General features: G+C 72.1%; 17 protein-coding genes. 12 read left to right on the top strand and 5 right to left on the bottom strand.

The genetic code is table 11. The features are described 5' to 3' along the window. Nucleotides 1–65: 65 nt before the first annotated feature. The 8 genes from KIT14_01130 (at nt 66) to KIT14_01095 (ending at nt 7,041) form a co-directional block, all read left to right on the top strand. A complete protein-coding gene (locus KIT14_01130) occupies nt 66–575 on the top strand; it encodes a methyltransferase domain-containing protein (protein MCW5889132.1) in 510 nt (169 codons plus the stop codon). Between the two features lie 46 nt (nt 576–621). Further along, the gene (locus tag KIT14_01125) at nt 622–1,641 is read left to right on the top strand and encodes a creatininase family protein (protein ID MCW5889131.1); all 1,020 of its coding nucleotides are present in this window, start codon (nt 622–624) and stop codon (nt 1,639–1,641) included. Nucleotides 1,642–1,991: 350 nt separating this feature from the next. Next, on the top strand, nt 1,992–2,243 hold the full coding sequence (locus tag KIT14_01120; GenBank protein MCW5889130.1) for a hypothetical protein: 252 nt from the start codon (nt 1,992–1,994) through the stop codon (nt 2,241–2,243). A gap of 48 nt (nt 2,244–2,291) precedes the next feature. Next, nucleotides 2,292–3,137 carry a DUF692 domain-containing protein gene (locus KIT14_01115; protein MCW5889129.1) on the top strand — a complete coding sequence of 282 codons (846 nt, stop codon included), beginning with the start codon at nt 2,292–2,294 and terminating at the stop codon, nt 3,135–3,137. Continuing rightward, a complete protein-coding gene (locus tag KIT14_01110; GenBank protein ID MCW5889128.1) occupies nt 3,115–3,903 on the top strand; it encodes a putative DNA-binding domain-containing protein in 789 nt (262 codons plus the stop codon). Before KIT14_01115 ends, KIT14_01110 begins: the two co-directional genes overlap by 23 nt. A 172-nt stretch (nt 3,904–4,075) precedes the next feature. Then, a complete protein-coding gene (gene groES, locus KIT14_01105; GenBank protein ID MCW5889127.1) occupies nt 4,076–4,372 on the top strand; it encodes a co-chaperone GroES in 297 nt (98 codons plus the stop codon). A gap of 28 nt (nt 4,373–4,400) precedes the next feature. After that, nucleotides 4,401–6,032, top strand: a complete 1,632-nt coding sequence (groL, locus tag KIT14_01100; GenBank protein MCW5889126.1) for a chaperonin GroEL — start codon at nt 4,401–4,403, stop codon at nt 6,030–6,032. Nucleotides 6,033–6,141: 109 nt separating this feature from the next. After that, entirely contained in the window at nt 6,142–7,041 is a 900-nt protein-coding gene (locus tag KIT14_01095; protein MCW5889125.1) for a LysR family transcriptional regulator, read from the top strand. 16 nt (nt 7,042–7,057) lie between these two features. Here the strand turns inward: KIT14_01095 and KIT14_01090 are convergent, their stop codons facing one another. The 3 genes from KIT14_01090 to KIT14_01080 form a co-directional block, all read right to left on the bottom strand. Next, nucleotides 7,058–8,110 carry a TerC family protein gene (locus tag KIT14_01090; protein ID MCW5889124.1) on the bottom strand — a complete coding sequence of 351 codons (1,053 nt, stop codon included), beginning with the start codon at nt 8,108–8,110 and terminating at the stop codon, nt 7,058–7,060. 100 nt (nt 8,111–8,210) lie between these two features. Further along, nucleotides 8,211–8,747, bottom strand: coding sequence for a YbhB/YbcL family Raf kinase inhibitor-like protein (locus KIT14_01085; GenBank protein ID MCW5889123.1), 537 nt, complete (start codon nt 8,745–8,747; stop codon nt 8,211–8,213). Further along, nucleotides 8,744–9,031, bottom strand: a complete 288-nt coding sequence (locus KIT14_01080; protein MCW5889122.1) for a hypothetical protein — start codon at nt 9,029–9,031, stop codon at nt 8,744–8,746. Before KIT14_01080 ends, KIT14_01085 begins: the two co-directional genes overlap by 4 nt. A gap of 131 nt (nt 9,032–9,162) precedes the next feature. Between KIT14_01080 and KIT14_01075 the strand changes: the two genes are divergently transcribed. Then, nucleotides 9,163–9,633: a GtrA family protein gene (locus KIT14_01075; protein ID MCW5889121.1), complete on the top strand. Its 471-nt coding sequence runs from the start codon at nt 9,163–9,165 to the stop codon at nt 9,631–9,633. 10 nt (nt 9,634–9,643) lie between these two features. Here KIT14_01075 and KIT14_01070 read toward each other — a convergent pair whose 3' ends face one another. Beyond that, entirely contained in the window at nt 9,644–10,153 is a 510-nt protein-coding gene (locus KIT14_01070) for a hypothetical protein (GenBank protein ID MCW5889120.1), read from the bottom strand. Nucleotides 10,154–10,237: 84 nt separating this feature from the next. Here KIT14_01070 and KIT14_01065 point away from each other — a divergent pair, with 84 nt between their 5' ends. Continuing rightward, nucleotides 10,238–11,494, top strand: coding sequence for a cytochrome P450 (locus KIT14_01065; GenBank protein MCW5889119.1), 1,257 nt, complete (start codon nt 10,238–10,240; stop codon nt 11,492–11,494). 6 nt (nt 11,495–11,500) lie between these two features. Here the strand turns inward: KIT14_01065 and KIT14_01060 are convergent, their stop codons facing one another. Then, nucleotides 11,501–11,908, bottom strand: a complete 408-nt coding sequence (locus tag KIT14_01060; GenBank protein MCW5889118.1) for an ester cyclase — start codon at nt 11,906–11,908, stop codon at nt 11,501–11,503. Between the two features lie 130 nt (nt 11,909–12,038). Here KIT14_01060 and KIT14_01055 point away from each other — a divergent pair, with 130 nt between their 5' ends. Beyond that, nucleotides 12,039–12,980: a triacylglycerol lipase gene (locus KIT14_01055; protein MCW5889117.1), complete on the top strand. Its 942-nt coding sequence runs from the start codon at nt 12,039–12,041 to the stop codon at nt 12,978–12,980. After that, nucleotides 12,977–13,972 carry a lipase chaperone gene (locus KIT14_01050; protein ID MCW5889116.1) on the top strand — a complete coding sequence of 332 codons (996 nt, stop codon included), beginning with the start codon at nt 12,977–12,979 and terminating at the stop codon, nt 13,970–13,972. The genes KIT14_01055 and KIT14_01050 overlap by 4 nt, the downstream gene beginning before the upstream one ends. Nucleotides 13,973–14,038: the final 66 nt, after the last annotated feature.

Genomic DNA, 14,038 nt, shown 5'->3' with positions numbered 1-14,038 from the left:
CGCGACTGGGCGCGCTCGATGGCGCGCTTCCGCACCGAGGCGGCGGCTGGCACGATCGCGGCGGCATGCGCCACGACGTCGCCGCCCCGTCCGACTGGATCGTGCGCTTCGCACCGCGCGTGCGCAGCGGCGGCTCCGTGCTCGACGTCGCTGCCGGGGCGGGGCGGCACGCGCGCCTGTTCCTCGCGCGCGGGCATGCGGTCACGGCGATCGATCGCGACGTCGCCCGGCTCATGCCGCATCCGGCGCTGCGCGCGATCGCGGCCGACCTCGAGGACGGGTCGCCGTGGCCGTTGCCGGGGGCGCGCTTCGACGCCGTCGTCGTGACGAGCTACCTGTGGCGACCGCTGCTGCCGGTGCTCGTCGACGCCGTCGCGCCGGGCGGGCTCCTCCTCTACGAGACGTTCGCCGTGGGCAACGCCCGCTTCGGCAAGCCGTCGAACCCCGACTTCCTCCTGCGCCCGGGCGAGCTGCTCGAGGCGGTGCGCGGGCGGCTCGTCGTGGCGGCGTACGAGCACGGCGAGGTCGTGTCGCCGCGTCCCGCGGTCGTGCAGCGGATCGCGGCGACTGCCTGAGCTGCACGGGTTGCCGTGCTCGGTGCGGGCGGGCTAACGACCCGTCATGCCCGTCGTGCGTGCCGAGGAGCTGACCTACACGGCGATCCGGCGTCTCGATGCGAGCCGCGCCGTCGCCTTCCTGCCCGTCTCCGCGCTCGAGGTGCATGGGCCGCACCTGCCGCTCGGGATGGACGTCTACATGGCGCGCTGGATGGCCGAGGAAGCCGGACGGCGCTTCGCGGCGCGCCGGTCCGACTGGACGGTCGTGCAGCTGCCGGCGCTGACGATCGGGGCCGACGAGCTGCCGCTGCGCGGGACCATGAACGCGCCGGCGGGCGTGGTCCATCGGACGCTGCTCGCGCACGGCCGCTCGCTCGCGCGCGCCGGCTACCGCTTCGTCGTGGTGACGAACGGGCACGGCGGGCCGCGCCACGCGGCGGCGCTCGAGGCGGCGTGCCGCACCGTCTCGCGGCGGACCGGCATCGCGATGTGCACGCCGTCGATCCTGGTGCTCCACCGCATCATCACCGGCGGGCGGCTCGCGCGCACCGAGGAGCTGCTCGGGCGTGCGCTCACCGGGCCCGAGCGCGCGGCGCTCCTCTGCGGCGAGCACGCCGGCGCCTGGGAGACGTCGTTCATGCTGGCGCAGCACCCGGAGCTGGTCGAGCCGGACTGGACGCGGCTCGGCCGGCTCGCGCCGCCTGCGCTGGCGCCGCTGCACGGGCTCGGCACGCGCGTCGCTGCCTGGCGCGAGCGGCGCGGCGCCGACGTCACACGGCTGCGCACCGCGGTCGACGCCATTGCCGGGGGCCTCGGCTGGCTCCTCAACGCGCGCTTCGGCTACGGCGGCGCGGAGGTGTCGTACAAGGGCGACCCGTCGGCGGCGTCGGCCGAGATCGGCCACGCGTTCCGGGAGATCCTCGCGGCGGACTGCCTCGAGATCGTCGAGGCGGTGGTCGACGGGCGCCTGCGTGCCGAGGAGGTGCGCAGCGTCGCGTCGGATCACGCCTTGATCCAGCCGCGCTTCTGGCCGCGCGTCGGCATGGCGGCTGCCGCGGCGGTGCTGCTGCTGGCGCTGGGCTGAGCCCCGGGTGGGGGGCGGGAGCGGCGGTGTTGCGGACCGCCGCTCCCGCGGGTGGTGATGGTGATGCCGGACGGGGGAGGAGTGGAGTGGTCGCGTCTGCGTGAACGCGAGCGAAGATCTGCCATCGCAAGCGGCGTGCCGCGCTCGGAGCCTGCATCCGCGGTGGGCGCCGTGGGCGGGCGTGTGTCAGCATGCGCCGGCGCGTGGGCGCGTGTGCCGTTCGTGCCAGCGCCGGGGCACCTCGCCCCGTCTCGCACCTCCCGGGACGATGCGGTAGCTCGGTGAGCGAAACGCCGTCCGGTTGCCGGTATCGAAGCCGGCAAACCAGCTCCCCCAAGGAGGAGAACGCGATGAAGGTGAACCAGGGCATGCTGATCGCCAGCGCGGCCGCCGTGCTGGTCCTCTCGGGTGCGGTCCAGGCGAAGGCGGAGGACAAGGCCGCGGACCAGGTGAAGTGTTCCGGCATCAACGAGTGCAAGGGGCAGGGCACCTGCGCCGGCGCGGGCGGCTCGTGCGCCGGCCAGAACTCCTGCAAGGGCAAGGGCGTCGTCATGGTCCCCAAGGCCGAGTGCGACGCCAAGGGCGGCAAGGTCGCCGATTGATCGGGTCGGGGCCCCAGGCGCCGGCCGGGGGCCCCATCCGCCGATCCCATGGCGCCGAGCTTCCCCCATCTCGGTCACGGCATCGGGCTGCGCACGACGCACTATCCGCGCGTGGTCGACGACGGCGTGCGTGCCGACTGGTTCGAGGTCATCTCGGAGAACTTCATGATCCCGGGCGGCTGGCCGCTGCGCGTGCTCGAGACCGTGCGCGCCGACCGGCCCGTCGTGCTGCACGGCGTGTCGCTCTCGCTCGGCGCGACCGACCCGCTGAACGACACCTATCTCGCCGAGCTGCGGGCGCTCGCCGACCGCGTCGAGCCGGCGTGGGTGTCGGACCATCTCTGCTGGGGCAGCTTCGGGCGGCACTACGCCCACGACCTGCTGCCGCTGCCCTATACCGAGGAGGCGCTCGCGCACGTCGCCGGGCGCATCGCGGCGGTGCAGGAGCGGCTCGGGCGGCGCATCCTGGTCGAGAACGTATCGAGCTACGTCGCCTTCACGCATGCGACGATGGCCGAGTGGGAGTTCCTCGCGGCGGTCGCCGAGCGCGCCGACTGCGGCGTCCTGCTCGACGTCAACAACGTCTACGTGAGCGCGCGCAACCACGGCTTCGATCCCGAGGCGTATCTGGCCGGCGTGCCCGCCGGGCGCGTCGGCCAGATCCATCTCGCCGGCCACACCGACCACGGCACGCACGTGCTCGACACGCACGACGCGCCGGTGCGCGACGAGGTCTGGGCGCTCTACCGCTCGGCGGTGCGTCGCTTCGGCGGCGTCGCGACGCTGGTCGAGTGGGACGACCACATCCCGCCCGTCGAGGCCGTGCTCGCCGAGGCCGAGCGGGCGCGGGCGATCGAGACCGAGGTGCTGGGTGCCTGCGCCCGTTCTGCGTGATCTCCAGGCGGGCTTCTTTCGCGCCGTGACGCGCGGCGAGGCCGAGCCGGACCTGGTGGCCGTGGTCGGCGCGACGGCGGCGCTGGATGCGCTGGATGCGATGGACCGGCTCGGCATCTACGCCGGGATGTACGTCATGCGCCTCGAAGGCGTGCTCGCGGCCGACTTTCCGCGCCTGGCCGCAGCCCTCGGCCACGACCCGTTCGCGGCGGTCGTGCGGGGGTACCTGGCCGAGCACCCCTCCGAGCATCCGTCCGTGCGGCACGTCGGGCGTCGGCTCGCGGCCTGGCTCGCCGGCACGACGGCGCCGGTCGACCTGCCGCCCTGGGCGGCGGATCTCGCGGCGCTGGAGTGGGCACGGGTCGAGGCGTTCGACGTTCCGGACGAGGTTCCGATCCGCCTGGCCGACCTCGCCGTGCTGCCGCCCGGGGACTGGCCCGGGCTGCGCTTCCGGCCGGTCGCGTCGCTCCGGCGGCTCGCCTCGCACTGGCCCGTGGATCGCCTGTGGGCCGAGCCCGAGGTCATGCCGGCGCCGCACCCCACGGCCGTCCGGGTGTGGCGGCAGGACCACGTCGTCTACCACTGCGCCGTCGAGCGGGCCGAGGACCTGGCCCTCGCCCGCCTCGTCGCCGGCGAGCCGTTCGCCAGCGTTTGCGAGGCGTTCGCCGAGGTCGGCGACGACGGCGACGGCGAGGCGGCCGCGGCCCGGGCGGGGTCCCATCTCGTCCGTTGGCTCGAGGACGGGCTCATCGCCGGCCGGCGATGAGCCCGGTCGCGGGAATTTTCACGGGGCGCCCCCTTGACGTTCTGCGGTGAGCGCCTTAGGTGCGCCCGCGCGCGGGCGAACGCAGCAGCACGCCCGCGTCATACACACATATCCGCCGATCACAGCGAATCCGGGCCACGGGGAGACGGGGGCCCGGGAGGAGGACGTTTCCATGGCAACCAAGATCCGGCCCCTGGCCGACCGGCTCATCGTGAAGCGGCTCGAGGAGCAGGAGACGAAGAGCGCCGGCGGGATCATCATCCCCGACACCGCCAAGGAGAAGCCCCAGGAGGGCAAGGTCATCGCGGTGGGCAAGGGCCGCGTGAACGACGAGGGCAAGGTCCTGCCGCTCGACGTGAAGACCGGCGACCGCATCCTGTTCGGCAAGTACTCCGGCAGCGAGATCAAGATCGACGGCGAGGAGCACCTCATCCTGCGGGAAGAGGACGTCCTCGGCGTCGTCGAGTAACGGCAAGCAGTAGAAGGAGAAGACAGCAATGCCTGCAAAGATCGTGAAGTTCAGCGAGGAGGCGCGCGCGAAGGTGCTCCGCGGCGTCAACGTGCTCGCCGACGCCGTGACCGTCACCCTCGGGCCGCGCGGCCGCAACGTCGTCCTCGAGAAGTCGTGGGGCGCTCCCAACGTCACCAAGGACGGCGTGACGGTGGCCAAGGAGATCGAGCTCTCCGACAAGTTCGAGAACATGGGTGCCCAGATGGTGAAGGAGGTCGCCTCGAAGACCTCCGACGTCGCCGGCGACGGCACCACCACCGCCACGGTGCTCGCCCGGGCGATCTTCACCGAGGGCGCCAAGATGGTCGCCGCCGGTCACGACCCGATGAACCTGAAGCGCGGCATCGACGCGGCCGTGACGCAGATCATCGAGGAGCTCCGGAAGAACTCGAAGTCCACCAAGGGCAAGGACGAGATCGCCCAGGTGGGCACCGTGTCCGCCAACGGCGACCGCACCATCGGCGACATGATCGCCGAGGCGATGGAGAAGGTCGGCAAGGAAGGCGTCATCACGGTCGAGGAGGCCAAGGGCCTCGAGACGCAGCTCGACGTCGTCGAGGGCATGCAGTTCGACCGCGGCTACCTCTCGCCGTACTTCGTCACCGATCCGGACCGCATGGAGGCGGCGATCGAGGACGCGTTCATCCTCATCCACGAGAAGAAGGTCTCGTCGATGAAGGACCTGCTGCCGCTGCTCGAGCAGGTGGCGCGCGCCGGCAAGCCGCTGCTCGTGCTCGCGGAAGAGGTCGAGGGCGAGGCGCTCGCCACCCTCGTCGTGAACAAGATCCGCGGCACGTTCTCGTGCGTCGCGGTGAAGGCGCCGGGCTTCGGCGACCGCCGCAAGGCCATGCTCGAGGACATCGCCATCCTCACCGGCGGCAAGATGATCGCCGAGGAGCTGGGCCTGAAGCTCGAGAACGTCACGCTGAAGGACCTCGGCCGCGCCAAGCGCATCGTCGTCGACAAGGACAACACGACGATCATCGACGGCGCCGGCAAGAAGGCCGACATCGAGGCGCGCATCAAGCAGATCCGCGCCCAGATCGAGGAGACGACGTCCGACTACGACCGCGAGAAGCTCCAGGAGCGCCTCGCGAAGCTGGTCGGCGGCGTGGCGGTCATCCGCGTGGGTGCCGCGACCGAGATCGAGATGAAGGAGAAGAAGGCGCGCGTGGAAGACGCCATGCACGCGACACGCGCCGCGGTCGAAGAGGGCGTCGTGCCCGGGGGCGGCGTCGCGCTGCTCCGCTCGCAGGCCGGCCTCGACAACCTCACGGTGGCCCCGGAGCTCCAGTTCGGCGTCGCCATCGTGAAGCGGGCGATCGAGGAGCCGCTGCGCTGGATCTCCCGCAACGCCGGCCTCGACGGCGCCGTCGTGGTCGACAAGGTCCGCGGTCAGAAGGGGTCGAACGGCTTCAACGCCGCCACCGACACCTACGAGGACCTCATGAAGGCCGGCATCATCGACCCGACGAAGGTCGTGCGCACGGCGCTGCAGAACGCGGCGTCGGTGGCCGGCCTGCTCCTCACCACCGAGGCGATGATCGCGGAGAAGCCGAAGGAGGAGAAGGCGCCGGCAGGTGGCGGTGGCCACATGCACGGCGGCGAGGACTTCTGAGTTCCGCTTCCTTCGCGTGACGCACACGGGGCGCCGTCCGGGTGGACGGCGCCCCGTCGTCGTTTCGGGGGAGGCGGCGCCGCGACCGCGGGCGCGATATGGGAGGCACGTGGAGTGGCTGAACTACCATCACCTCCTCTACTTCTGGCTCGCGGCGCGCGAGGGCGGCGTCACTCGCGCCAGCGAGGAGCTGCGGCTCTCGCAGTCGACGGTGAGCGCGCAGATCCGGCTGCTCGAGTCGGCGCTCGGCGACCGGCTGTTCGTCCGCCGGGGCCGGCGTCTCGAGCTGACCGAGCTCGGCCGTCTCGTCTACCGCTATGCCGAAGAGATCTTCGGGCTCGGCCGCGAGCTGCTCGACGCGGTGAAGGGGCGACCCACGGGGCGCCCGACGCCGTTCGTGGTCGGCGTCGCCGACGTCGTGCCGAAGCTCATGGCGCACCGGCTGCTGGCGCCGGCGTTGCAGGTAGAGCCGCCCGTGCACCTCGTCTGCCGCGAGGGCAAGCCCTCGGAGCTGCTCGCGGCGCTGGCGCTGCATCGCCTCGACCTCGTGCTGGCGGACGCCCCCGTCGGGCCCGGCATCGAGGTGAAGGCGTACGACCATCTCCTCGGCGAGTCGCCCATCGAGGTGTGGGCCGCCCCGGCGCTGGCCGCGAGCCTGCGCCGGCGGTTCCCGCGCTCGCTCGACGGCGCGCCGATGCTCCTGCCGACGGTCGGAACCCAGCTTCGCCGCTCGCTCGACCAGTGGTTCGACGAGGTGGGGGTGCGTCCCGTCGTCGCGGCCGAGATCGAGGACAGCGCGCTCCTCAAGGTGTTCGGCGCCGAGGGCCGTGGCGCGTTCCCGGTGTGCGCGGCGATCGGCCGCGAGGTGCGACGGCAGTTCAGGGTGGCGCGCGTCGGCGTCGCGGGGACGGTGCGCGAGCGCTACTATGCGATCTCGATCGAGCGGCGTCTCACGCATCCGGCCGTGGTCGCGCTGTCGCGCGCGGCGCGGGCGAGCCTCGAGAGCTGAGCCCGGCCCGGCGCGGTCAGGCCGCCGCCTTCCCCTGATCGCCGTCCCGGCCGTGCGACCCCGGGTGCCCGGGCGGCCTCAGCCACGATGCCAGGACGGCGCCGGCGAGGATGCCGGCGATGATCCCGAGCGACCACCCGATCGGGAACTTGCCGCCGAACGCCTCGTTCAGCCACGTCATCTTGAGACCGACGAAGATCAGGATCAGACCGAGCCCGTACTTGAGGTAGTGGAACCGCTCCACCACCCCGGCGAGCAGGAAGTAGAGCGAGCGCAGGCCGAGGATCGCGAAGATGTTCGACGTGAACACGATGAGCGGCTCGGCGGTGATCGCGAAGATGGCGGGCACCGAGTCGATCGCGAAGACGATGTCCGAGAACTCGATGAAGGCGAGCGCCAGGAAGAGCGGCGTCGCGTAGCGCACGCCGTCACGGCGGACGAAGAAGCGCGGGCCTTCGATGGTCGGCGTCACCGGCAGTATCCGCTTCAGCAGGCGCAGGAGCGGGTTCGCGCCGGGGTCGGGCGCGGCGTCCGGGGTGGCGAGGATCTTGAGGCCCGTCAGGATCAGGAACGCCCCGGCCACGAGGACGACCCAGTGGTACTGGAGCAGCGTCGCGCCGAGGGCGATGAACACGGCGCGGAAGACGAGCGCACCCAGGATGCCGAAGAAGAGGACGCGGTGCTGATACTGCGCCGGGATGGCGAAGTACGAGAAGAGCACGACGAAGACGAAGATGTTGTCGACGGCGAGCGACTTCTCGATGACGAAACCGGTGAGGAACTCGAGGGCGACCTGCCCGGCGGCCGCGTCCGGATCGAAGCCGGGCAGACTCGTCAGCCGGGGGTTCCCGGCGAACGTCCACGCCGCGTAGAAGTACAGCCCGACGTTGAACGCGAGCGCCAGCGAGATCCAGACGGCGCTCCAGGCGGACGCCTCCTTGATGCTCACCGCGTGTGCCTCGCGATGGAAGACGCCGAGATCGAGGAGCAGGAGGAGGACGACCCCGGTCGTGAAGGCGGCGTAGAGCCACCAGTACTCGGCGAACGGGAACAGCAGCGGCGCGCTCATCGCGCCAGCGGGTGAGACGAGTTCGACATGGCCCCGGCGTAGCGGCGGCGCTACCCGGGGACAAATCGATAATCAGCGCCGCGAACGACCGGAAAACCGATCAGCGCGAGGCGGTGGCCGCCTTTCCGTAGAGCCCGGTCAGCTCCGCCGCCTGGAGAACGTGTCCGCGCATGTGTGCCTCGACGTCGGCGCGCGTCGCCGCGTCGCCCAGGTCGCCGAACGTCGTGTCCACCGCGTAGAGGCGGAACACGTAGCGGTGCCGGCCGCTCGGCGGGCACGGGCCGTTGTAGCTGCGGCGGTTCCAGCCGTTCAGCGCGACGCGGGCGCCCTTCGGCAGCTGCTTCGGCTGGACGCCTTCGGGCAGCGACGTGGCGGTCGGCGGGATGTCGTAGACGAGCCAGTGGGTCCAGCCGCCGGTGGCGTCGGGGTCGTCGACGATCAGCACGAGGCTCTTGGTGCCGTCGGGCACCCCCGTAAAGGTGAGCGCCGGGGAGACGTCGTTCCCCTCGCAGGTGTGGACGGGCGGGATCGGCGACTGGGGCAGGACCGCGGGGGAGGTCAGCATGAGCGCGCGGGCGGGCGTCCCGGCGGCGAGGACGGCGCCGAGGGCGAGCGCCACGCGGACGGCGCGCGTCATCGCGGCCTCCGCACGCGCGACGCGATGTCGCGCTCGTACTCGGGGAAGTAGCGGGTGATCACCGGCAGATCGAAGGCGCTCAGGATGGACTCCTTGGGCTCGCGCTCGAGCAGGAACTCGAACGAGCGGCGGATCAGCTCGGCCGGCTCGACCGCGCCGCCGGTGAGGCGGGCGTGGTAGGCCGGGTCCAGCGTGACCAGGTGGGTGCTGTGCGCGCCGCGCTCGGTCACCGTCACCCGATAGGTGGTGGCGTCGACCGGCGCGACGTCGATTCCGGCGCGCATCCTCGCCATGTCATCCGGATCGGCCGGTGGGGTCAATCCCGGACGGGGCGCGTGAGGGGGCGCACGGCACCCGCCGCACGGAATGGGCTGGCGACGCGCGGGCGGGACGGGTTAATCTCCGCGACCCACCCATGACGCTCGCCGCCGTCCGCCGCCTCCCCCAGCGCCGTGGGGTGCGCCAGTTCGTGAAGTTCTGCCTCGTCGGGGCGACGAGCCTGTTCATCGACAAGCGGACGCTCTGGTTCCTCCTGAACGAAGGGCTGCCGCGCTCGCCGTGGTGGATCAGCGCCACGCTGTCGTTCATGCTGGCGGTCACGAACGGCTTCGTGTGGAACCGCACGTGGACGTTTCGCGCCGACACCCACGCGCATCGCCGTCGCACGCAGTACGGCATGTTCTTCGCGACCAACCTCGTGGGGCTGGCGCTGAACCTCGCGCTCACCCAACTGATCCTGACGCTCTTCGCGGATCACCTGCCGTACATCGGCGGCACGCCGCACGCGAGCGACGTGCTGCTCGCGTCGATCCTGTCCGTTCCGATCGTGGTCGCGTGGAACTTCGCGGCCAGCAAGTACTGGACGTTCCGCACCACCCCGGCCTGACGGCGGGGCGCTACCTCGCGACCGCAGCCCCGTCGCGGACGCGGACGGCGGCGGCGGCCAGCTCGTTCGCGTGCCGGCGGGTCGCGTCGACGGCCTTCGCGGCGGGCTCCTGCTCCTCGCCGTCGATCAGCTCCTTCGCGCCCTGGAGGTCGCCGTCCTCGCTCCAGGTGACGGTCAGGTTCTTGCGCACGTAGCGGCCGCCGCCGACGTGCACGCGGCGGCCCTCGCGGGCGAGGAACAGCCGGTCGTTCTCGTAGAAGTACTCGCCCGAGACGGTGTCGCCGTCGGCGACCGTCCGGGCGTCGCGCACGTAGATGATGTGGTCGCCGTTGAAGTAGGCGGTGAAGGTGCCCGTGCTGCCGTCGCGGTCCCACTTGCCGTCGACCGGCTTCAGGCGCGCGATCGTGTAGGTGATGTCGTTCGCCTTCACCTCGGACATCGTCACGCCGAAGGAGGTGCAGGCGCCGATGAGCAGGGGGAGGAGCGCCAGGAGCGGTTTGGCGGTGCGCGTCGAAGGCATCGGGCGCCGTCCTAGCCGACCCGGAGCCGTCCAGCCACACCGGGGCTTGCACACAAACGCACGTTTGGGTACGGCCCGACTGTCATGCCCGCCGCCGCGCAGGTCCATCCGTACGGGGCCGACCTCTCGAGCCCCGACACCTTCGTCGAGGGAGTGCCCCACGAGACCTTCCGCCGCCTGCGCGCCGAGGCGCCCGTCTTCTGGCATCCCGACACCAGTCCGCCCCGGGCCGCCGAGCTCGCGCGCGCGGGGCGTGGGTTTTGGGTGCTGACCAAGCACGCCGACGTCTGGAAGGTGTCGCTCGACGCCAAGACCTTCTCGTCCGAGCGCGGCACCGCGCTCCTCCCGGAGTTCACCGAGGAAGAGATGGTCCCCCAGCGCGAGCTGATGCTGAACATGGACCCGCCACGGCACACCAAGCACCGCCGGCTGGTCAACATGGGCTTCTCGCCGAAGGTCCTGAACCAGGCCGAGATCGCGATCCGCAGCCGCGCCAAGGCGATCGTCGACGCCGTCGCCAGGCGCGGCACCTGCGACTTCGTCACCGAGGTCGCCGCGGAGCTGCCCCTCCAGGTCATCGTCGAGATGCTCGGCGTGCCGCACGAGGATCGCCACAAGTTCTTCGAGTGGAGCAACACGATGGTCGGGGCCGAGGACCCCGAGTACGCCACCAGCCCCGAGGTCGGGCAGATGGCGATGATGCAGCTCTTCGCCTACGCGAACGAGCTGGCCGTCGACCGCAAGGCGTGCCCGCGCGAGGACCTGACGACGCTGCTCCTCCAGGCCCAGGTCGACGGCGAGCACCTCACCGAGTCGCAGTACGACTCGTTCGTGATGCTGCTGTCGGTCGCCGGCAACGAGACGACGCGCAACCTCATCTCGGGCGGCATGCTGGCGCTCTTCGACCATCCCGAGCAGCGCGCGCGCCTCCAGCGCGATCCGTCGCTCCTGCCGACGGCGGTCGAGGAGATGCTGCGCTGGGTGTCGCCGGTGATGGCCTTCCGCCGCACGGCGCAGAAGGACACCGAGGTCCGCGGCGTGCGGATTCGCGAGGGCGACCGCGTCTGGATCTGGTACGCGTCGGCGAATCGCGACGAGGAGGTCTTCCCCGACGCCGACGTCTTCGACGTCGGCCGCACGCCCAACGACCACCTCGGCTTCGGCATCGGGCCGCACTTCTGCCTCGGCTCGCACCTCGCCCGCATGGAGATCCGGATCATGTTCGAGGAGGTGCTGCGACGCCTGCCCGACATCCAGCTCGACGGCGAGGTGCAGCGGCTGCGCTCGAACTTCATCAACGGCGTGAAGCACATCCCCGTGCGCTTCACGCCCGAGCGCTGAGCGGCGCTACGCCCGGCGCGCCAGGCTCGCGAGCAGCGCGCCCTGGTTCCAGGTGTCCCAGGCCTCGACCAGGCGACCGTCGGCGACGCGGAACCAGGTGGTGCCGCGCGCGTGGATGGCGCGGTTCGTGGGCGGGATGTCCTGCAACGCGGCGGTGTGCGTGCCCGTGAAGCTCCAGCGCACCGAGACGCGGTCGCCGTCGACGAGGACGTCCTCCACGGTCGCCCTGAGGTCCGGCATCGCGGCGATGAAGGCGTCGAACATCGCGCGCCAGGCGTCGATGCCCTCGAGACGGCCGTTCTCCGAGTGGCCGACGCAGTCCGGGTCGGCCAGCTCGTCGATGGAGGCGAGGCGACGCTGGTTCCACACCTCCTCGAACCAACGGCGGACGAGGACGTCGTTCGGGTGGCTCATGAAGGCCTGGATGGCATCGCCGCGGGAACGCCGTCAAGACGGCGCGGCGCGCCTTGACGGTTGACCTCTGCCTGGTAGTGCGCGCACATGCGATCGCAGGCGGACGGTGATCGCCGAAGGGGGGACCACCATGAAGGGACGCATCCGCTTCGCGCACCTCGCCGCCGTCGTGCTGGGGCTCGCCGTCGCCGCCCCGCGCCCCGCCGCGGCCTGGCCGTGGGATCACACGCAGACGAAGTACCCGATCGTCCTCGCGCATGGGCTCGGCGGCTTCGATCGGCTCTTCGGCGTGTACGAGTACTGGTACGGCATCCCGTTCGCGCTCACCTCGGGCGGCGCCCGCGTCTTCGTCACGACGGTGAGCCAGCTGAACTCGACCGAGGCGCGCGGTGAGCAGCTCCTCGCCCAGGTCCAGCAGATCGTCGCGCTGACCGGCAAGCCCAAGGTGCATCTCATCGGCCACAGCCACGGCGGGCTCGACGTGCGCTACGTGGCGGCGGTGCGGCCCGATCTCGTCGCCTCGGTGACCAGCGTCGGCAGCCCGCACAAGGGCGCCGACCTCGCCGACTTCCTGCGCGCCAACGTCCGCAACGGCTCCTTCACCGAGAGCGTGGTCGCCTACTTCGCGAACGCGCTCGGCACCGTGCTCGGCCTCCTCACCGGGCACACGAACCCGCAGGACGGCGTCGCCGCGCTCGACTCGCTCACCAGCGCGGGGATGGCGAGCTTCAACGCGCGCTACCCGCGCGGCGTGCCGACGACGGCCTGCGGCGAGGGCGCGGCGTCGGTGGGCGGCGTGCGCTACTACTCCTGGTCGGGGACGGGCATCCTCACAAGCGCGCTCGACGTCTCCGACGCGGCGATGGCGCTCATCTCGCTCTTCTACGATCAGGCGAACGACGGCCTCGTCGACCGCTGCAGCTCGCACCTCGGCGACGTCATCCGCGACGACTACTTCCACAACCATCTCGACGAGGTGAACCAGGTGCTGGGGCTGGTCTCGATCTTCGAATCGAATCCGACGACGCTGTTCCGCAACCACGCCAACCGTCTGAAGAACGCCGGCCTGTGAGACGCGGCGGCCTCGTCCTCCTGGCCCTGCTCGCGCTGGCGGGCTGGCTCGTCGTGCGCGACGCGCCGCCCGCCGGCGAGGTGGCCGGCGACGCCGAGGTCGAGCCGGAGGCGGGCGGTACGAAGCCGTCGCCGCGGGCGGCGCGCGCGCCGTCCCCGACGCCGCCCGGGAAGCGGCCCGCGTCGCTGCGCGGGACACGGCCCGACGGCAAGCTCGAGCTCGACGCGCAGGGCCGCTTCCGGCCGTCGCCGCTCGCGCGCCTCTACTTCGACTACTGGCTCAGCGTCGCCGGCGAGGAGCCCGCGGCGCACACCCGTCGCCGCATCGTGAACGGCATCTGGCGGCGCCTGCCGCCGGCGGCCGCCGCCGAGGCCGAGGCCTTCCTCGATCGCTACCTCGCCTACCGCGCGAAGGCGCGCGACCTGCGCCTCCCCGACGGCACCGACCCGGCCGCGCTCGAGGCCCGTCTCGCGGCGGTGCAGGCGCTGCGCGTCGAGGTGTTCGGGGCCGGGGACGCGGCGGCGACGTTCGGCGACGAGGAGGCGCGCGATCGCGCCGCGCTGGCGCGCCGGCGGGCGCTCGACGATCCGACCCTGGATCCGGCCGCGCGTGCCGAGGCGTTGGCGGCGGCCGACGCCCTCCTGCCCGAGGACGCGCGCGCCGCCCACGACGCCGCGACCCTGCCGTCGCGCCTCGAGGCCGTCGAGAAGGCGATTCGCGCCGTCGGCGGTGACGCCCAGGCGTTGCGGCGCGCCCGCGAGGAGCTGGTGGGGCGCGAGGCGGCGTCGCGGCTCGCCGCCCTCGACCAGGAGCGCGCCGCGTGGGACGGCCGGCTGGCGGCGTTCCGGGCCGCGCGCGCGGCGATCATGGGGGAGCGCGGCCGCCCCGTCGCCGAGCGCGAGGCGATGGTCGCGGCGCTGCTCGAAGAGTCGTTCAGCGAGGGCGAGCGCGTCCGCGTCGAAGCGCTCGATCGCGTCGCCGCGGGCCGCTAGGCGGGGGCGCCCCGGCCCTCCCTCCCGGGTCGGTGGTCGACCGATCGGCCCGTCGGATCGTCGGTG

This window comes from bacterium, assembly GCA_026129405.1.
Lineage (GTDB): Bacteria > Desulfobacterota > Binatia > DP-6 > DP-6 > JAHCID01.
This window is presented reverse-complemented; position numbering and strand designations above follow the sequence as displayed.

Bases quoted from the DNA above. Each gene is read 5' to 3' on its own strand.
- KIT14_01130 (MCW5889132.1), top strand. From the start codon at position 66: ATGCGCCACGACGTCGCCGCCCCGTCCGACTGGATCGTGCGCTTCGCA.
- KIT14_01125 (MCW5889131.1), top strand. From the start codon at position 622: ATGCCCGTCGTGCGTGCCGAGGAGCTGACCTACACGGCGATCCGGCGT.
- KIT14_01120 (MCW5889130.1), top strand. From the start codon at position 1,992: ATGAAGGTGAACCAGGGCATGCTGATCGCCAGCGCGGCCGCCGTGCTG.
- KIT14_01115 (MCW5889129.1), top strand. From the start codon at position 2,292: ATGGCGCCGAGCTTCCCCCATCTCGGTCACGGCATCGGGCTGCGCACG.
- groES (MCW5889127.1), top strand. From the start codon at position 4,076: ATGGCAACCAAGATCCGGCCCCTGGCCGACCGGCTCATCGTGAAGCGG.
- groL (MCW5889126.1), top strand. From the start codon at position 4,401: ATGCCTGCAAAGATCGTGAAGTTCAGCGAGGAGGCGCGCGCGAAGGTG.
- KIT14_01090 (MCW5889124.1), bottom strand. From the start codon at position 8,110: ATGAGCGCGCCGCTGCTGTTCCCGTTCGCCGAGTACTGGTGGCTCTAC.
- KIT14_01085 (MCW5889123.1), bottom strand. From the start codon at position 8,747: ATGACGCGCGCCGTCCGCGTGGCGCTCGCCCTCGGCGCCGTCCTCGCC.
- KIT14_01080 (MCW5889122.1), bottom strand. From the start codon at position 9,031: ATGCGCGCCGGAATCGACGTCGCGCCGGTCGACGCCACCACCTATCGG.
- KIT14_01075 (MCW5889121.1), top strand. From the start codon at position 9,163: ATGACGCTCGCCGCCGTCCGCCGCCTCCCCCAGCGCCGTGGGGTGCGC.
- KIT14_01070 (MCW5889120.1), bottom strand. From the start codon at position 10,153: ATGCCTTCGACGCGCACCGCCAAACCGCTCCTGGCGCTCCTCCCCCTG.
- KIT14_01065 (MCW5889119.1), top strand. From the start codon at position 10,238: ATGCCCGCCGCCGCGCAGGTCCATCCGTACGGGGCCGACCTCTCGAGC.
- KIT14_01060 (MCW5889118.1), bottom strand. From the start codon at position 11,908: ATGAGCCACCCGAACGACGTCCTCGTCCGCCGTTGGTTCGAGGAGGTG.
- KIT14_01055 (MCW5889117.1), top strand. From the start codon at position 12,039: ATGAAGGGACGCATCCGCTTCGCGCACCTCGCCGCCGTCGTGCTGGGG.